This is a genomic window from Pedobacter sp. ISL-64 (assembly GCF_018613605.1).
Classification (GTDB): Bacteria; Bacteroidota; Bacteroidia; order Sphingobacteriales; family Sphingobacteriaceae; genus Pedobacter.
Window position 1 is genome coordinate 91,524 of sequence record NZ_JAGGPU010000023.1, and the last position, 18,589, is coordinate 110,112.

The 18,589-nt window shown below is 39.7% G+C and carries 9 protein-coding genes; 7 read left to right on the forward strand and 2 right to left on the reverse strand.

The window, feature by feature from the left end:
* The first annotated feature begins 567 nt into the window (after positions 1-567).
* From J7E57_RS24240 to J7E57_RS24255, 4 genes are all read left to right on the forward strand, one after another.
* Positions 568-3,024: an outer membrane beta-barrel family protein gene (locus J7E57_RS24240; protein ID WP_215131674.1), complete on the forward strand. Its 2,457-nt coding sequence runs from the start codon at positions 568-570 to the stop codon at positions 3,022-3,024.
* Between the two features lie 320 nt (positions 3,025-3,344).
* Positions 3,345-6,479, forward strand: a complete 3,135-nt coding sequence (locus J7E57_RS24245; protein WP_251030026.1) for a SusC/RagA family TonB-linked outer membrane protein — start codon at positions 3,345-3,347, stop codon at positions 6,477-6,479.
* A gap of 11 nt (positions 6,480-6,490) precedes the next feature.
* Positions 6,491-7,927, forward strand: coding sequence for a SusD/RagB family nutrient-binding outer membrane lipoprotein (locus tag J7E57_RS24250; RefSeq protein ID WP_215131676.1), 1,437 nt, complete (start codon positions 6,491-6,493; stop codon positions 7,925-7,927).
* Between the two features lie 85 nt (positions 7,928-8,012).
* A complete protein-coding gene (locus J7E57_RS24255) occupies positions 8,013-10,097 on the forward strand; it encodes a S9 family peptidase (RefSeq protein WP_215131677.1) in 2,085 nt (694 codons plus the stop codon).
* Positions 10,098-10,140: 43 nt separating this feature from the next.
* On the opposite strand, the gene J7E57_RS24260 is transcribed toward J7E57_RS24255, so the two are convergent.
* Positions 10,141-11,775, reverse strand: a complete 1,635-nt coding sequence (locus tag J7E57_RS24260) for an ABC transporter substrate-binding protein (protein ID WP_215131733.1) — start codon at positions 11,773-11,775, stop codon at positions 10,141-10,143.
* 46 nt (positions 11,776-11,821) lie between these two features.
* On the opposite strand from J7E57_RS24260, the gene J7E57_RS24265 reads away from it, so the two are divergent.
* Positions 11,822-12,274 carry a hypothetical protein gene (locus J7E57_RS24265; RefSeq protein WP_029275832.1) on the forward strand — a complete coding sequence of 151 codons (453 nt, stop codon included), beginning with the start codon at positions 11,822-11,824 and terminating at the stop codon, positions 12,272-12,274.
* A 279-nt stretch (positions 12,275-12,553) separates the two neighbouring features.
* Here the strand turns inward: J7E57_RS24265 and J7E57_RS24270 are convergent, their stop codons facing one another.
* On the reverse strand, positions 12,554-13,891 hold the full coding sequence (locus J7E57_RS24270; RefSeq protein WP_215131678.1) for a sigma-54-dependent transcriptional regulator: 1,338 nt from the start codon (positions 13,889-13,891) through the stop codon (positions 12,554-12,556).
* Positions 13,892-14,254: 363 nt separating this feature from the next.
* Here J7E57_RS24270 and J7E57_RS24275 point away from each other — a divergent pair, with 363 nt between their 5' ends.
* Both J7E57_RS24275 and J7E57_RS24280 read left to right on the forward strand, forming a co-directional pair.
* Entirely contained in the window at positions 14,255-16,723 is a 2,469-nt protein-coding gene (locus J7E57_RS24275; protein WP_215131679.1) for a PIG-L family deacetylase, read from the forward strand.
* Between the two features lie 100 nt (positions 16,724-16,823).
* Positions 16,824-18,518, forward strand: a complete 1,695-nt coding sequence (locus J7E57_RS24280; protein WP_215131681.1) for a sodium:solute symporter — start codon at positions 16,824-16,826, stop codon at positions 18,516-18,518.
* Positions 18,519-18,589: the final 71 nt, after the last annotated feature.

The window sequence follows — 18,589 nt, forward strand, 5'->3', positions numbered from 1 at the left end:
ATACTATTCCGAATGTTCGGGATTTATTCCATGGTCTGTATCCTCACAGACCATTTGTTTTTTCCGTTTGGTTCACTAAACTAGCCATAGCTTTTTTTCGCCACGGAAACACTGAAATCACGGAATTAATCTTTACAACTTGTCATCCTGTCGGAGGACTGTCACAAGTTTCATTTCATGGTTTTTGTTGCTAGATTTTGTTTTTTGCACAGTTTTATGTTAGCTAAACGTTACAGAAGCGAGCACTATTCCCGATTTAGTCTTATCGTGTGGACACATTTTTTTGAGGTTAAATTCAGCATGATGATCGCCTTAGGGACGAGTAAAGCGGCGGCAGGGCTATCGGAACCGATATGCACAGGCACCTACTTTCCAATCAAGAAGAAAATTGAATACATCTAATTGTTTTTAGCACGGAAATGCAGAAACGTTGAATTGATTATTCCTTTTACCGATAAAAGCGTAGTGTTTGCCGACAAATTGATAGAGTTAGTGTAAAAAGTATAGCTTATAATTGTAACAAAATGCAATTTGCGTAGACTAATTACAAAAAACTAACTCTTTAACATGAAAAAACTTTTACTACTTACCTTCATCCTTGGATTATTTTTTACCGCACATGCCCAGTTTACTGGCGGCGGCTTGGGTGGAGGACCAAAAAAATCTACCGTTACCGGACGTATTACCGCAACTATACTCGATTCACTAACTAAAAAACCAATTGACTACGCAACGGTATCGTTGGTTACTGCAAAAGATAACAAATCTGTAAACGGTGGTGTAACCGATGGAAAGGGAAAATTAAGCTTACAAAATGTATCGCCTGATTCTTATAAGCTAATGATCGGTTTTATGGGCTACAAAACAAAATCTGTTTTGGTTACCACCACGCCATCCAAACCCGATAATAATATAGGTACAATTTATATTTCATCAAGCGAAAATACGCTGGCAGATGTGCAGGTTCAGGGAACAAAAGCGGTTATCGAAAATAAAATCGATAGAATGGTTTATAACGCAGAAGCTGATGGAACGAATGCTGGCGGCGACGCTACTGATGTAATGCGCAAAGTGCCGATGTTATCTGTCGATGTTGATGGCAATGTTCAATTACGCGGTGGTGCCGTTCGTGTATTAATTAATGGTAAACCATCAGGAACTATGGCCAGCAGCGTTGCTGACGCATTGAAAATGATCCCTGCAGAGCAGATTAAAAGTGTGGAGGTAATTACCAGTCCATCTGCTAAGTACGATGCAGAAGGTTCGGGAGGTATCATCAATATTATTACTAAAAAATCTAATGCGCAGGGCGTAAGCGGTACGGTAAATGCATCTGCAGGTACACGTCAGAACAATGGTGCGTTTAACCTAACTGCGAAAACGGGTCGTTTAAGTGTAAATGCAAGTCTGGGTACAAATTTGGCCTATGCTCAGGATTCGAGAGTATTATTTGAAAATAGTACGCGTACCGATACCATTGGCAAAACAACAATAACTAACATTATGCAAGACGGAGTTTCTAAATGGAGCCGTAAAGGTTATAACGGTAGTTTTGGTGTTGATTATGATTTTAATGCCTATAACAACGTAAGCTCTAATATAAAATACAATAACTTTTCAAATGGTGGTCCGGGAAGTGCGGATTATGTTTTAAATGGTGTGCCGTTTAAAAATATCAGTGATATGGACATGGGTTTTAATAACTTCGACTGGAATGTAGACTATAAGCATACCACTAAAAAAGAAGGAGAAGAATTCACTATTTCTGGCCAATTATCATCTGGAAGAAATACAACAGATTTCCAAAACGAAATTATTGGAAGTTCATTTCCTGCTGTAAATAATAACAATACCGGTAAAAATCAGGAATACACCATACAAACAGACTACACTTATCCGTTTAGCAAATCGACTATTTTAGAGGTAGGTGCAAAGGGTATTTTCAGAAACATCAATAGTGAATTTTCTAATAATGCAAACCAGGATTTTGAGTACAAGCAAGATGTAGCCTCTGCATATGGGGTAATTAGCCTTAAACTAAGTAAAAAATTAAACTTTAAAGGTGGCTTAAGGTCAGAATATACCAGTATCGATTTTAATACTATTAATCCGGGCATTCAGAAAAATAACTACTTCAACTTATTTCCAAGCGCGATCATTTCGCAAACACTTAAAGGCAATGCAACTTTGAAATTAAGCTACAACCGTAGGGTACAAAGACCGAGTTTAGCCTATTTGAACCCTTTCCGTAATGAGAGCGATCAGTTTAATATCAGACAAGGAGAGCCAACATTAAGTCCTGAACTAAGTGATAACCTTGAGCTTGGTTATTCAACCTTTATTAAAGGATCTGTGATCAATGCATCAGTATTTTACCGTCGCACAGGTGGGGTGATCGAAAGTTCTATCACTCCATTAAAAGAGAACGGATTTGAGAAAACATTATCCACATATATAAATGTGGGAGTGGCACAAACTTATGGAGCGAATGTGTTTGCCTCCTACAATCCAAAACCAAAATGGACTTTAATGACTAATCTTGGTGTTAATACCTACGAGGTGAGCAATACGCAAACAGGAATAAGTACAGGTACCTTTTTAAACTACAATATATTTGGCCGGTCTGCATACGGATTTGGTAAAGGTTATAATTTCGAATTGTTTGGTGTAGTAAACTCACCAAGAAGAACTTATCAAGGTAAAACAGATGCGATGATTTTCTACGGGGCATCATTTAAGAAAGATATTCTGAACAAAAAAGGCTCAATTGGCATCAATACTTTAAATCCATTTACCCGCGATCTGCATATTAAAACCGTTAATAATTCTGTTACAACACTTGGAAATAAAGTAAGTACACTTTATCAGAGCACTAACATTTATTACCCATTACGTTCTTTCGGTGTTAACTTTAGCTATTCTTTTGGTAAACTTAAATTTACAGAAAAGAAAAAAATCAAAAACGACGATGTGAAGCAAGATCAGCAACAAGGAGGTGGAGTGGGCGGTGGCGTTCAGCAGTAGAACCCAATTTAACATAAATTTTAAGCCTTTTCGATTTCTTTCGGAAAGGATTTTTTTTTTCATGTCTCTATTTCTTTTCTGTAAAAGCGTTAAAGCTACGCTAACCAATTTTTAAGCAGTAATATTTTTGCATAATTAAGCTTGTAAGGCGGTTTATGCGTTTTTTATTGATGTTTTTTGCAATATTTTGCAGGATGAAGGGTGTTTGTGTAAAATTTTGCACGAAATACAACCTTATTGATCATGTTTTGTGCGTGTTTTTGGTGCTAAAAATGTTATATTGCATATAACTAAAATCCCCTAAACTAAACAATTGTGATATGAGAAAAATCTTTACCTCACTTTTTTTTCTTTTTATTTTACTGATTGGCCTATCCACAATGGCACAGGTAAAAACAATAACAGGAAAAATAACCGCTGTTGATGATGGAGGCCCATTACCCGGAGCAAGTGTAAAAATCAAGGGCAGTACAACAGGTACCTCCACCGATGTCAATGGTAGCTTTACCATTCAAGTGCCATCAACTAACGCTGTACTGGTAATCAGTCTTATTGGGTATAAAACGCAGGAAATTACTGTTGGCAGTAAAACAACAGTTAATGTAGGGCTGGCTGCGGATGCACAGGAACTAAAGGAAGTAACCATTTCAACCGCACTGGGAATTACCCGACAGGCTAAATCTTTAGGTTATGCTGCACAATCTGTAAAATCCGAAGACCTGAATTATAATCACCAGCCTAACTTGCTTAATGCATTACAAGGTAAGGTTGCAGGTGCAACAATTTCAAGCACTGGCGGTGGCCCAGGCCAGGGAGCAAGTATCCGGATCAGGGGAGTTAACTCTATTGACCCTAACATTTCTGGCGATCCTTTATATGTAATAGATGGAGTGCAGATTGATAACTCTACCTCTACAGTCGGGGCTAATCCCGATGGAACCGCATATGGTTCAAGAGGGGTAACCAATAGGGCTTCAGATATCAATCCAGAGGATATTGAAACCATCAATATTTTAAAGGGAGGTGCCGCTACCGCGCTTTATGGATTAAGAGGCGCAAATGGTGTTGTGGTAATTACCACTAAAAGGGGCAAGCAGAATGGCGTTAGCGTTAATTTCAACAGTAGTTACGGCTATGATGAAGTGTTGAAATCGCCGGATGTACAAACAGAATATACCCAAGGCGTGTTGGGCGTTTATACCAACCCTCCAGGCGGAATTGGACCGGCATGGGGGCCAACCATTGCCGAAGCGAAACTGATTGATCCGACTCACCCTGATCAATTGTTTAATAACTACGACCGTGCTTTTGGTAAAGGACAGCAGGTTAAAAATTCGATTTCGGTTACCGGAGGAAGTGAAGCGATTAAATTTTTCTCTTCTGTTTCGCAGTTGTACCAAAAAGGAATGATGCCAAATACCGATAACAAAAACTTCTCGGGACGTTTAAATACAGACTTTACCATCAGTCCAAAATTTAAGGCCGCTGTAAATATGAATTTCACCAATTCTGGCGGATATAGTTATAGTGCAGACCGTTTTGGCGAAAGTTTGGCCTATTGGTCGCCGCGTTATGATGTGGCAGATTATCAGAATGCAGATGGTTCGCAAAAATACTTCGGTACCAATAATCCAATCTGGGGTACAGCAAACAACAGGCTTAAAGGTGATGTTAACCGGTTTATCGGTGGGGCAAGCCTAAGTTATGATCCCGCAAAGTGGCTTAATTTTTCTTACCGTTTAGGTGTAGATACATATAACGACAACCGTGTGCGAACTGCCCGCGGACCGATGTATGCTACCGAAGCCATGTACGATAATGCTCAGGGTTATTATGGTGAATACAATACCAAGTTTAGAACCATTAACAGCACTATCGTTGCCACACTTACCTCTAAACTAACAGATGATATTACCGGGACTTTAAGGCTTGGGCAAGAGCTTTATGACCGTAAATCGAAAGAGATCGGTACTTTGGGCAGCATCCTCGGCGTGTACAATTTCTTTAATTTGGCTAATGCAGGTGTACTTACCCCAACGCAAACCCTGAGACAAAAAAGACTGATCGGTTATTTTGGAGAAGCGACTTTTGATTACAAAAATTACCTTTTCTTAACCGTAACAGGAAGAAATGACATCACTTCTACGCTGCCAAAAGCAAACAGGTCGTTTTTCTATCCTTCAGCAAGTTTAAGTTATGTGTTTTCTGATCAATTTAAGTTGCCTGCTGTGATTAATCAGGCCAAGTTGCGCTTGTCTTACGCAAGGATCGGAAAGGATGCATCAGAGTATTCTACCTTTACTGGGTATTCGCCTTATACTTCGCTGCCAACCGGAACAGGTGGTTTAACCATTGCGTCAAATCTGGGTAATCCAGATCTTCGTCCCGAGTTTACCAATACCTACGAGGCTGGTTTAGAGATGTCGTTCTTTAAAAACCGTTTAGGTTTCGATTTTACTTACTATTATTCCTTAAGCAAAGATCAGATCATCCAAACGCAGATTTCTTCGGCAGTAGGTTATGTAACCAAATCAATAAATGCAGGCGATATCAGGAACAGGGGAGTTGAGCTGGTATTGAATGGTAAACCAATTGTATCAAAAGATTTCAGGTGGGATGTAAATGTTAATTTTTCGGCCAATAGAAATATGGTATTGAGTATGCCTAACGGAATATCGGAAATTGTTTACGGTGCCGCAAGAGGTTATGGCAATGCGGGAGTTACGATGAAACTGATCCAGGGACAGCCATATGGCAATATTTATGGCAGCTATTTTAACCGTTATTATGGAAGTACGCCAGAAGATCCGATTGTACTGGATAAAGATCTTCCATTGCTGATTGGAGCAAACGGATTCCCGAGCATTTCAGGTGGCAAGCAAAAATTACTGGGTAATTCGCAGCCGAACTACATCATTGGTATGGGCAATACTTTCAAATACAAAAATTTTAGTTTAAATGTATTGTTTGATGCGCGTTTAGGATTTGAGAAATACAACTGGTTAGAAGATTTTTATTCGGCCTTTGGATTGCCTGATTATACAGCAGATAGAAGAACAGTGCGGGTGTTTGACGGGGTTTTGGCCAATGGACAACCGAACACCAAACCGGTTTATATGGGGCAGCGGATCGGGCCAGACGGGGTTGATTATGGTGAAGGGTATTACCGCATTTACTACCGGAACGTTTCTGAGCCTTTTGTAAGCGATGCCTCATGGGTACGGTTACGTTCTGCAAGTTTAACCTATAATTTACCGGAGAACTGGTTGCCTGCAAAATCAATCAAAAATGCTTCACTATCCGTTACCGGAAATAATTTATGGTTATGGACGAAATATTATGGTGTGGATCCAGAATCGAGTTCTTTTGATTCGGGTAGTAATAATGATGGCTCTGCCGGATTTACCTATCCATCTGCCCGTACAATTATGTTTACACTTAATGTTGGTTTTTAAATAGAATTACGATGCAAAAGATTATAAAATATACATGGTGCGCAGCTTTAATTGCAACACTAGGTTTGCAGAGTTGTAAAGACGATTATTTTGATAAATTGTCTGATAATCCGAATCAGGTTCCCGTGCCAACACTCAATGCATTGTTGGCTACATCAACTTACAAAATCGGAAATAACAATTACCTTATCGGAAGTATTGTTGCCCCTTATGTGCAATATACCGCCAATCCTTCAGCTAATGCGGCCGGAGATACCTACCAGGCAATTGATTTTAGTACTACCTGGGATGCGCTTTATTTTGCCATGGCCGATGCTAACGAAATGAAAAAACTGGCAGTTGCACAAGGCTCCAGCGAGTATAAAGGTGTAGCCGATGTGATTATTGCCTATAACCTTACCTTGGTAAATGATTTATGGGGAGATGCTCCGTTTTCGCAAGCTTTCGACATTAACAACCTTAAGCCAAAATATGATAAACAACAGGAGGTATATAACCAAGCTATAGTACTATTGGATGAAGCCATTGTTGAACTTGCCAAAACCAATGCAACAGTTAAACTGGCCCCTACAAGCGATTTAATTTATGGAAAAACTCCTGCCACTGAAAGGGCAAACTGGTTGAAAATGGCTTATGGTTTAAAAGCCAGATTATTGAACAAAATAAGTAAAACAAGTTCTTATAATCCTACAGCAGTATTGGAAGCACTAAGTAATTCCTTTACGGCAAATGCAGATGATGCCGGCATGGCTACTTTTAAAGAGCGTAATCCATGGGCCAATGTGGCACTATCCAATTCGCAACAATCGCTTGGTGGATGGCTTTCTGAGCAGTTGATCGATGCGCTAAAAGGTACAACTTTTCCAGGTGTGGTAGATCCGCGCTTGGAAAAGATAACTGACAAAACGGTGAATAATACTTACATCGGAACCGTAAATGGGGCAGGTAACAGATTGCCTGGTGCAAACACCACAAAAGATGAGTGTTATATTTCTAGTAACTCTCCATGGACCAGCAATACTGCTCCAATACTTATTGTTACTTATGCTGAGCTGAAATTTATCGAAGCTGAAGCTTATTTTGATACCGATAAAACGAAAGCCTATGCAGCTTATTTGGCCGGTATTAGTGCTAATATGGATAAACTTTTAGTTTCGACAACTGCAAGAGATGCTTATCTGGCCAATCCTGTTGTTAATGTTGGTGCTGCGGCCTTATCAAAAGACCTGATTTTTAAAGAGAAATACATTGCAACCTATTTAAATCCTGAGGCCTGGAATGATGCCCGCCGTTTCGATTACAAATACAAGGATTTCGGTATGCCGGCCAACGCTGCGCTTCCAACCTTTATCCGTCGTTTGGATTATCCACAGGGCGAACGCAGTAAAAACGGCGCAAATGTTCCGGCAGATGTGGCAAGAACAACCAAACTGTGGTGGGATCAGTAACATTCTTATAAAAAACAATAATCAGAGTCCTAACTGCACATCGGTTAGGGCTTTTTTTTATAATTTATCCGATCAATATCAAGTAATGAAAAAATCGCTGCTTATACTGCTCATACTAACATCTGCCGCTAAAATTTTTGCGCAGAACTTTACACTGAAATCAGTTTTAAGTTATCCTTTTCCCACACAATTGGTAGCCTCGCCCGTTGGCTCTAAAATAGCTTGGGCCGCAAATGAACAGGGAAAAAGAAACATTTATACTGCTGAAGCGCCTGATTATAAAGCAATAAAAAATACAGATTATAATGACGATGATGGGCAGGAATTAACCAGTTTCTCTATTTCTGCAAATGGCAAATGGATTGTATTTGTACGTGGCGGCGATCATGGTGGAAGAGATGGCGGACCGGTTAACGCAAACTCATCTCCAATTGCACCAAAAATACAGGTGTTTGCTGTGCCTTTTGGCGGTGGAAAAGTTATTGCAATAGGTGAAGGCGATAACCCCATTATTTCGCCAAACAGTGAACAGGTGCTGTTTAGCAAAGCAGGTCAGGTGATGGTTGCCCCGATTGATGGATCGTTTCCGGTAAAAAACCTGTTTTACGCAAAAAGTATCAACTCAGGTTACAAATGGTCGCCGGACGGGAAGAAGATTGTGTTTGTTTCCAACCGCACAGATCATTCTTTTATAGGTATTTATACCGATCAGCAAACGGCGATACAGTGGTTATCACCATCTTTTTCTAAAGATAATGCACCGGTTTGGTCACCAGACGGCAATGCGATTGCTTTTATCCGCACAGCAGGAACAGGTATTGAAACGGATTCGATTTTAACGCGAAAACATCAACCCTGGGCTATCTGGACGGTTAACGTAAATACTGGAGAAGGAAAACAGATCTGGAAAGCTCCCGAAACGATCAGGGGTTCTTATCCTTCAATTGATGGTGGTACCAATTTGCAATGGGCCGATGGTAAGATAATATTCACTTCATATGAGGACGGTTGGCCGCACTTGTATGCTATTAATCCTGATGGATCAGGCCGTTTATTGCTTACCCCGGGTAATTTTGCTATTGAAAACGTTAAACTGAGCAACGATAAAAAGACATTGGTTTTTGCAGCAAACACCGGTAAAGAAACAGATGATTTAGATAGGAGGCATATTTACAAAGTAGCAGTAAATAAGGCAAACGTGGAGGCATTGAGTTTTGGCAAAGGCATCGAAGCCTATCCTGTAATTTCGGGAGATAACCGTACTTTTTTCTGTTTAAGTTCTACAGCAGAACGGCCGCTTTTACCAGCTGTATTAAATGATAAAAAGGCAGTTAAACTCATCGGCGAATCACTTATCCCTAACGATTTTCCCATCAAAGAAATGGTGATTCCAAAACATGTAAACTTTAAGGCACCCGATGGCAATACTGTATATGGACAATTGTTTTCTCCAAAAAAAGCAGATAAAAACAAGTCAGCAATCGTATATGTTCATGGTGGGCCCCAACGGCAAATGTTTTTGGGCTGGAACCCGATGGATTATTATTCAATTGATTATGCTTTAAACCAGTACCTGGTAAATATGGGGTTTACGGTTTTATCTGTAAATTACCGTTTGGGTACTGGTTATGGTTTTGATTTTCATAAGCCTTTAAATGCCGGGCCACAAGGAGCAGCAGAATATCAGGATATAAAGGCTGCAGGCGAATGGTTAGCGAATCAGAAGGATATCAATAAAAATAAAATCGGCATTTATGGAGGTTCATATGGTGGCTACTTAACTGCGCTGGCACTTGGAAAAGATTCTAAATTATTTGCAGCTGGAGTAGATATCCATGGCGTAAATTATAGGTTTAGTAATCAAGGAACCGAAGGAAAGGAGCCTGCCCCAGATGCTGCATTGGCCGCTAGGATAGCCACATCATCATCTCCGGTGAGTTACATTAACACGTGGACATCGCCAACATTGATTATACATGCTGATGATGACCGCAATGTGGCTTTTAACCAGAGTGTAGATTTGGCCAAAAGGTTTGAAGATAAGAAGTTTGATTTTGAATTTCTGGCCATTCCTGATGATACCCATCATTGGATGAAATTTTCTAACGGTTTAAAGGTGAGTGAGGCAACGGCCGATTTTCTTAAAAGGAAGTTAATGGATAAGAAGTAGCAATGGTTGCTTGTTGAAGACAACGTTTAAGTTGACGATTTTTCTATTTCTTTTTTATCCGTTTCAAAATCATTAAACTCTGTGGATTAAAGGAATAACCTGAAATGTTGTTCTGAAGCATCACTACAGATTGATCGTAGAAAAGCGGAACAACAGGAGCATAATCCATCACCATCTGATCCATTTTGCGGTACAGCTCAAAGCGTTTTTCGTTATCGGTTTCATAATAGCTTTTCTCAAACAGCTGATCGAATTCTTTATTGTAAAAAGCAGTGTAATTTGGTCCGTAGGGCACTTTATTTTTTGAGTAAAACATCGAAAGGAAATTCTCTCCATCACCATAATCGGCCAGCCAGGAGCCACGGAAAAAGTTTACATTGTTTTTCGACATTAAATCCCTTAAGCTTGCACTTGGACTCACATCAATTTTAGTTTTAATACCTGTTGCAGTAAGCTCTCCCTGGATAAATTCGATCAGATCTTTATAAGTTGTGGTGGTATTTAGCGTTACTTCTGCCATGCCTTTCCCTTCAGGAAAACCCGCCTCTTCCAAAAGTTTTGCGGCAAGTTTTGGGTTGTAGGCATATCCTCTAACAGCTAAACTATCAAATCCGGGCATGCCTTTAGGAATAAAACCAGATGTTGCCGCTACGCCGATCCCGTTTCTTAAGTATTTGATCAACCGGTCACGGTCGATAGCATAATTAATGGCCTGCCTGATTTTTTTTAAGCGCAATGGCGATTTCTTTACAATCGAAAGATTGGTATCAACCAATATACCTACATACTCGGTACACAGGTATGGGCTTTTGGTTAATGTAAATTTTCCTTTGTACTTCGAGGTCATTTTTCCGCTTTTGGTCAGGATATCGTCGCGGTAACTGCCGTCAACATTATAGTAGAAATCCAGATCCTTTTTCAGGAAACTCATGAAACCACTTTGTTTATCGGTGATGAAGCTGGCTTTTACAGCATCAAGGTAGGGTAATGCCATTCCTTTGGCGTCTTTTTCAAAATAATGCTCATTTTTTAAAAGCACTAATATTTCACCTTCTTTCCAGTATTTAAATTTAAAAGGGCCGGTGCCAACAGGATGACTTCTGAAATCCTTACCATAATGTTCTACAACTTCTTTGGGTACAACAGAGCAGTATTGTGTAGTGAGTAAACTCATAAAGGGTGGGAAAGGACGCACCAGTTTGATCTGGAAAGTAGAATCATTTAACGCGATAAAATTATGTTTATCCTTCACTTTATCACTAAAAATCCACCCGCCTGATGAAGCTACTTTTGGATCGATTAAACGATAAAAACTATATACAAAATCACTTGCGGTTACTTTTCGGCCTTTGCCATTTTTAAAAATAGGATCATCATGAAAGTAAACATCATTACGCAGGTTAAAAGTGTAAGTTAAAGCATCTTCCGAAACCTGCCAGCTTTTGGCTATACAGGGGATTGTTTGCAAGGATGAATCGATCTGTACCAAACCATTAAAAATCTGGTTGGTCATCCAGATCGCATTCTGGTTGCGCGCAAAGGCCGGATCAATAGAGGTTAAACCCTGATCGAGATTAATATTGAAGACTTTTTTGTCCTGATGATCAGCATTTTCCTTACATGAAAAGAATAAGCTTACACAAAAAAACCAAAATATATAATTAAATGAGCCTCGCATGCGATCAGGAATGTTATTTTTGCACAAATTAATAAATTTAATGCAGATGTCTTTTTTAAACGATTTATTTATCGGCCTCGATGCTGCTCACCAAGAAGAATTACAGGAACGTTTAGATTTAGTGGAGCACAAGATTAAGTTTATGGATAAAATGCCTGTAGCCTGCTTGGATACGAGCAATAATCCGGAATATTTTTTATCGGAAGAAATTTCGCTGGCAGGTGGAATGATAGCGACTGACATACTAAGCGCTGTTTTTATTATTTACTATCAGCCGGGTAAAACGTTAACCGATTTAATGAGAGAAGTACCTGCGGCATTAAATACCGATTGGCAAGCGGTGCAAAACAACAGAATCATTTTATTAAATGACGATGTTAACCGCGAAAGAACTGCTGAAAATGCCGTCTCGCTAATAGAAGATATCGCCGAAATGTTACACCCAGGTTCTTTTATCTTCGGCCATGAAGGCGATAAGTGGATCAGGTTTGGTGCGTAGCTGAGAGGTAAGATTGGCCGAGTTTACACCACTTCAGGCAGCTAAGTTTTCGCTAAAGCGGGTGATTACACAGATTTGAGGATTCCTCAGATAATTTTGTATTCTAAATCCGTCACTGCGAGGCCGATTCTTCATCGGTCGAAACAGTCTTTTTAGTCTTTAAATTTCATTATTTTTTGGGTATATATTCTTCTGACTTTTAGACCCCTCAGACCCCTAAGTTTTATTAGCACTATAGTTTAATCTTTGGTCTTTCAGCTTTAGTCTTTGGACTTTCCACTAAATTTCCTTAATCTGGTATTCTTCTATTTTACGGTAAAGTGTGGTTAAACCGATCCCCAGTAATCGCGAGGTTTCTGTTTTATTCCCTTTGGTATGGATGAGTACTTTTTGAATGTGTTGCTTTTCTATCTGTTGTAGATTATAATCGTTTTCTATTGGTGCAAATTCAAAAAATTCGGGAGGTAAGGCGGTAGCGCTTAAGGTATCTCCATCCGACAGGATTACCAAACGTTCGATCACATTTTTAAGTTCCCGGATATTTCCTTTCCAGCTATGATCGCTCAATATTGATAAAATTTTATCATCCATTTTTGGTGCTGATCGGTTTACCTTATCTGCAAATTCTTTTAAGTAGTGTTTTGCCAATGCAGGGATGTCGGCTTTCCGATCGCGTAACGGCGGTAAGGTAATGGTGAAAACTGAAAGCCGATAATAAAGATCGGAGCGGAATTTTCCAGAAGTTGCATCGGCTTTTAAATTTTTATTTGTGGCGGCTAATATCCGAACATTTACCTGTTGCGTTTGGGTATCGCCTACTTTGATAAAAGTCTGGCTCTCGAGTACACGCAATAGCTTTGCCTGTAAATCGAGGTTCATCTCACCGATTTCATCCAGTAACAATGTGCCACCGTTAGCTTCTTCCAACAGGCCTTTCTTGTCTTTATTGGCCCCAGTAAAAGCCCCGGCTTTGTATCCGAAGAGTTCGCTTTCCAGTAAATCGGGGCTAAAGCCACTGCAATTTAAGGCCACAAATGGTTTTGCTGCCCTAGGGCTTTCGTAATGGATAGATTGAGCGAAAACTTCCTTTCCAGTTCCAGTTTCGCCCAATAACAAAACAGTAGTATCGGTTACACTTACTTTCTTGGCCAGATCAATCGCTTCCTTTAAAGCTTTTGATTGACCGATTATGGTTTCGAAGCTGTGTTTTTTAGCAATTTTGTTTTCAAGATCGGAAACCCTGCGCTGCAGATTTGATTTATCCATCGCCTTGTACAAAAGCGGAATAATCTTGTCGTTATCATCGCCTTTTACCAGATAATCGAATGCCCCGTTTTTAATCGCCAAAACGCCGTCGGCAATGGTACCGTAAGCAGTAAGATTTATAATTTCGACATAAGATTTTATGGCTTTGATATCTTTAACCAGCGCTACTCCATTAACATCAGGTAGTTTAACATCGCTGATTACAATGCTTACATCGTTATTTTTAAGCAATTTGAGGCCTTCTTTTCCAGTATTGGCCTGTAGGGTTTTAAACCCCTCTAATTCTATAATCCTGGAAAGTAAACTGCAGATTTTCTTTTCATCATCGATGATGAGCACCATGCCATTCATAGGTAAAATTTATGCTGCAATATTAAGTATAAAAATATCGAAAGATGACGGGGTGGATAAAATAAACAACTTTGGTTTTTAAGCTTTGGATTTTAGACTCCAGACTTATTTTGTGCCTTTTTCGTTTCCGAAGCATTAATTAAAAGCTTTTTGAGCATATTTGGATTTTGCCTTTTCCTCGGTCTGTGTCCTCACAGAACGAATGGATATAAAAAACTATTGGTCTGTGAGGACACAGACCACGGATGGAAACTTATGACTCAAAACTCCCGACTCAAGACTAAACTAAATTGTACCTTTTTCGTTTCTGAGGCGTTAATTAAAAGCTTTTTGAGCATATTTGGTTTTTGCAAAACAAATTTTATGTTTAAGAGACTAACCGCAATATTCATATTTTGCTTTCCAGCAGTTTTTTGTGCTGCACAACAAGTACGCCCAGCAAAATCTTCTGAAATTTATAGAGAGATAAAAACGTTAAAACACCTTCCGAAAGTTTTATACCTGGCTGCTCACCCCGATGATGAGAATACTGGTTTATTATCTTGGTTAATCAACGATCAAAACGTAGAAACAGCTTATTTATCGCTTACCAGGGGAGACGGCGGACAAAACCTTCTGGGCACCGAACAAGGTGCAGCCTTAGGCCTGATCAGAACACACGAACTTTTGGAAGCCCGTAGATTGGACGGTGCGCAACAATTTTTCACCAGGGCAATCGATTTCGGCTTCTCAAAAAATACCAACGATACTTTTAAACAGTGGGATGCCGATAGCATTACCGCCGATGTGGTTTGGGTGATCAGAAAATTTAGGCCGGATGTAATTATCTGTCGTTTCCCGCCAACTGCTGCTGCAGGTCACGGTCAGCATGCTGCTTCTGCTGTTGTTGCAGAGAAGGCATTTAAGGCTGCTGCTGATAAAAATATGTTTCCAAACCAGCTTAAATATGTATCTGTTTGGCAACCAAAAAGACTATTGTGGAACACCTTTAGATTTGGTTCGGTAAATACCACAGCCGAAAATCAATTAAAGGCAACCGTTGGGCAATACGACGCACAATTGGGAATGGGTTATGGTGAGTTGGCAGGATTAAGCCGAAGTTTACACAAAAGCCAGGGAGCAGGAACACAGTCTGTGGCCGGTGTACGTTCCGATTACTTTACAAATGTTTTAGGCGATCCTGCTAAAAGAACTTTGTTCGATGGCTTAAGCCTTAACTGGTCAGACAAGGGCATAGGCGATATTGATGAACTGATTGATATTATCCTGTTATCTTTCAATTATAACCAGCCTGATAAGAGCCTGCACGGACTGTTGATGCTGAGAAAGAGAATTGCTGAATTGCAGGATGCAGCCTTAAGAAAAGATAAGCTTGCGGCTATCGATAACATCATTTTAAGCAGTATAGGTTTTATGGGTGAGGTGGTAACCAATCAACCCGAAGCAATTGCCGGCAATAGTTATAATTTTCGTTTAAACTTAATTTCAAGATCGGCCACCCCTGTTACCATTGAAAATGTGAGCTGGTTAAACCAGACAGATAATTTAAATAGAAAGCTTGCCAACGACTCGCTGATTACCATTGAACGTAAAATCCAGATTCCGGCAGACGCGGCACTTACTGAACCTTATTGGTTAGCCAAGCCTGCAAAAGATGCAGCAACATTCAGCGTAGCTAATGATACTTTAATCGGACTTCCAGAAATGCAATCGCCAGTTAATGTGCTGTTGTCGCTAAAAATAGCATCCGAAAAATTTGAAATCAGATTGCCTTTATCTTATAAAAAATTAGATCCTGTTAAAGGTGATGTTGTAGAAGCCCTCAGGATCATCCCCGCACTCGATTTAAGTTTTAGCGAGCCTGTTTATTTTGCTAAAGAGAAAGAAGCTTTAAATGTTAGCCTTCGTTTGAAAGCCAATAAGAACATTAATTACGGTAAGGTGAGTTTCAAGATCGGCAACCAGGTAGTGAAAACCTTCCAGGGAATTAACCTGGCAGAGAATACCATCAATACGATGAATTTCCTTCTTCCGGTTGAAGATTTAGCCAAAATTAAAACCAGCCAGAATAAATTAGAAGCTGTTTTTTCATCAGAAGCGAATGAATATTCAAAAGGACAGGTATTAATTCAGTATCCTCATTTGCCAACACTACAGTATTTTGTTCCAGCCACAACCTGGTTGATTAAAGGAGACGTAAAGGTGCTGGCGAAAAAAGTTGGGTATATTGAAGGGGCTGGAGATCTGATCCCTGAGTTTTTAAGACAGGCAGGTTTGCAGGTTGATGTATTAACAGAAGCAGATATCCTGAACTCAGCAAAACTAGCAAGTTACGATGCCGTGGTAACAGGAGTAAGGGTAATCAATACCGAAAAAAGAATTAAAAACTGGCAAACTGCTTTGCACGGTTACGTAGAAAACGGTGGAACCATTGTGATGCAGTACAATACCACACAAGATATGGCGCTACAGGATTTTGGTGTTTATCCGTTTAGCATCAGTGGTAAAAGGGTGACCGAAGAAAATGCAGAAGTTAAATTTTTAAAACCTGAACATAAACTGTTAAACTACCCAAATAAAATTACTGCTGACGATTTTAAAGGATGGGTGCAGGAGCGCGGTGCTTATTTTCCTGATAAATGGGATGCTAAGTATGAACCGCTTTTCGAGATGCACGATACTGATGAAGAACCGCTTCAGGGATCAACCCTATATGCGAAATTTGGAAAAGGGAATTTTATTTATACACCATTAGCCTTTTTTAGGCAATTGCCTGCCGGAAATGTTGGCGCAACCAGATTGTTCTTTAACTTTTTATCGGCTGGGAAGTGATGAAAAACCAACTCAAAAACTGGAATACCTGGTATATTTTACTCGCTTTGGCGCTGGTATTCCAGATTGTATTTTATTACCTGTTTACTAAATTCTGGGCATGAGTAATATCGATTGGGCAGTATTGATATTCACCTTGCTTGCTGTTGTAGCTTACGGTGTTTTTATTGGTCGCGGACAAAAAAGCAATGCTTCCTATTTAAAGGCCGATAATAAAATGCCCTGGTACATTGTACTGCTGGGTATTATGGCCACACAGGCCAGCGCCATTACTTTTTTATCAGCACCCGGGCAGGCTTATACTGATGGCATGCGCTTCGTGCAGTATTATTTTGGTCTGCCACTGGCAATGATTGTTATTTGCATTACTTTCATCCCGATTTTTCAACGGTTGAATGTATATACGGCATACGAATACTTAGAGAACCGTTTCGACAAAAAAACAAGGGTTTTAACTTCGTTGCTATTTCTGTTTTCGCGGGGATTATCAACGGGGATTAGTATTTATGCGCCAAGTATTATCCTCTCGAGTGTTTTAAACTGGAATATTTATTTAACCAATATCCTTACCGGCGGGATTTTGTTGATTTATACTTATGTTGGTGGTGCAAAAGCAATTGCACATACACAGAAATTGCAGTTTTTGATCATTTTAGGAACAATGGCCTTTGCCGGATATCTTTTGGTGCAGCATATGCCTAATGGAATCGGATTTAAAGACGCACTTTACCTTGCCGGGAAATCGGGTAAATTAAATGTAATTACCACCGAATTCGAGTGGAAGGATAAATATAATATCTGGAGCGGTTTAATCGGGGGTTTTTTTCTCGCGCTTTCTTACTTCGGGACAGATCAGAGCCAGGTGGGAAGATACATTACTGCGAAAGACAATACCAATGCTAAAATGGGATTACTCTTGAATGGGCTGGTTAAAATCCCGATGCAGTTCGCTATCCTGTTAATCGGCGCATTATTGTTTGCTTTCTTCTCATTAAAGCCAGCACCGATTTATTTCAATGAGCGTTCCTATCAGTATTTAAAAGAAACACAGCCACAGCAGGCGGCGGCTTTTGAGAAGGAACATAATGCTTTAGCGCAGAAATTTAACCAGCAATCAAAAAATATCCTGGTAGAAAAGGAAAAGCAATTACCATCTTTAAATTCTTCGATAGCGAATTTTAAATCAACCCAAAAGCAGGTGAAAGAACTGCACGGCAGGGTAGAAGAGGCAATTAACAAGTCGAATTACAATGCAGAGAAAACCGATACCAATTATATCTTTTTGTACTTTGTAAAAAATACCCTTCCCGTTGGGATGATCGGCATGCTTTTCGCTGTCATTTTTTTGGCCAGTTGGGGCTCTATTTCAGCGGCATTAAATTCGCTGGCTGCCTGTTCGTTAAAAGATGTACACCTCATTTTTAGTAAAAAAGATGTAGATGACGAAACCGAGCTAAAATATAGCCGTTTGCATACTTTGGCCTGGGGTATTTTTTCGATAGCTGTTGCCATGTTTGCTACACAGATGGGTTCGCTGATCGAAGCCGTTAATGTACTGGGCTCACTTTTTTATGGACCAATCCTTGGTATTTTTTTAGTGGCATTTTATTTTAAAAAGATAAACGGACCTATCGTATTTATTGCAGCAATTTTGTCCGAAATTGCCGTTATCGCTGTATATGAGTTCGATATTGTTTCATTCCTTTGGCTCAATGTAATTGGCGCAGCAGCAGTAATTATGTTCTCGGTAATTGGCCTCTTTTTTTCTAATCCAAAAACTTTAGTCGACAAATAAACCTAATTTTTACGTACAGCAGATATTTGCTCCCCGAGCGCAAGCCTAAAATTTAATACCTTTATTTTCGA